Annotated in this window: 1 rRNA gene; it reads right to left on the bottom strand. The window is 53.5% G+C overall.

The annotated features are described in order from the left end of the window. Window positions 1-45: 45 nt before the first annotated feature. Window positions 46-1,587 (bottom strand): 16S ribosomal RNA (locus HA46_RS20575). Window positions 1,588-1,750: the final 163 nt, after the last annotated feature.

The following is a 1,750-nucleotide window of genomic DNA, read 5'->3' on the forward strand; positions in this document are numbered from 1 at the left end:
CTATCAGACAATCTGTGTGAGCACTTCGAAGGCAGTATCTTCAGGTAAGGAGGTGATCCAACCGCAGGTTCCCCTACGGTTACCTTGTTACGACTTCACCCCAGTCATGAATCACAAAGTGGTAAGCGCCCTCCCGAAGGTTAAGCTACCTACTTCTTTTGCAACCCACTCCCATGGTGTGACGGGCGGTGTGTACAAGGCCCGGGAACGTATTCACCGTGGCATTCTGATCCACGATTACTAGCGATTCCGACTTCACGGAGTCGAGTTGCAGACTCCGATCCGGACTACGACGCACTTTATGAGGTCCGCTTGCTCTCGCGAGGTCGCTTCTCTTTGTATGCGCCATTGTAGCACGTGTGTAGCCCTACTCGTAAGGGCCATGATGACTTGACGTCATCCCCACCTTCCTCCGGTTTATCACCGGCAGTCTCCTTTGAGTTCCCGACCGAATCGCTGGCAACAAAGGATAAGGGTTGCGCTCGTTGCGGGACTTAACCCAACATTTCACAACACGAGCTGACGACAGCCATGCAGCACCTGTCTCAGAGTTCCCGAAGGCACCAGGCCATCTCTGGCAAGTTCTCTGGATGTCAAGAGTAGGTAAGGTTCTTCGCGTTGCATCGAATTAAACCACATGCTCCACCGCTTGTGCGGGCCCCCGTCAATTCATTTGAGTTTTAACCTTGCGGCCGTACTCCCCAGGCGGTCGACTTAACGCGTTAGCTCCGGAAGCCACTTCTCAAGGAAACAGCCTCCAAGTCGACATCGTTTACGGCGTGGACTACCAGGGTATCTAATCCTGTTTGCTCCCCACGCTTTCGCACCTGAGCGTCAGTCTTTGTCCAGGGGGCCGCCTTCGCCACCGGTATTCCTCCAGATCTCTACGCATTTCACCGCTACACCTGGAATTCTACCCCCCTCTACAAGACTCTAGCCTGCCAGTTTCGAATGCAGTTCCCAGGTTAAGCCCGGGGATTTCACATCCGACTTGACAGACCGCCTGCGTGCGCTTTACGCCCAGTAATTCCGATTAACGCTTGCACCCTCCGTATTACCGCGGCTGCTGGCACGGAGTTAGCCGGTGCTTCTTCTGCGGGTAACGTCAATCGACGCGGTTATTAACCGCATCGCCTTCCTCCCCGCTGAAAGTACTTTACAACCCGAAGGCCTTCTTCATACACGCGGCATGGCTGCATCAGGCTTGCGCCCATTGTGCAATATTCCCCACTGCTGCCTCCCGTAGGAGTCTGGACCGTGTCTCAGTTCCAGTGTGGCTGGTCATCCTCTCAGACCAGCTAGGGATCGTCGCCTAGGTGAGCCGTTACCCCACCTACTAGCTAATCCCATCTGGGCACATCCGATGGTGTGAGGCCCGAAGGTCCCCCACTTTGGTCTCGCGACGTTATGCGGTATTAGCTACCGTTTCCAGTAGTTATCCCCCTCCATCGGGCAGTTTCCCAGACATTACTCACCCGTCCGCCACTCGCCACCCGAAGAGCAAGCTCTTCTGTGCTGCCGTTCGACTTGCATGTGTTAGGCCTGCCGCCAGCGTTCAATCTGAGCCATGATCAAACTCTTCAATTTAAGTTTGATTTGCTTAAACCAGTTAAGCGGTGCTCATCTGTAAAACGTCATAATGAATGTCATTATGTGTCCACTCGTGAGGCTTGATATTTTTTAAGCCCGAAGGCTTTTGATATCTGCTCTCGAGTGCCCACACAGATTGTCTGATAAATTGTTAAAGAGC

The organism is Pantoea septica, from assembly GCF_002095575.1.
GTDB lineage: Bacteria > Pseudomonadota > Gammaproteobacteria > Enterobacterales > Enterobacteriaceae > Pantoea > Pantoea septica.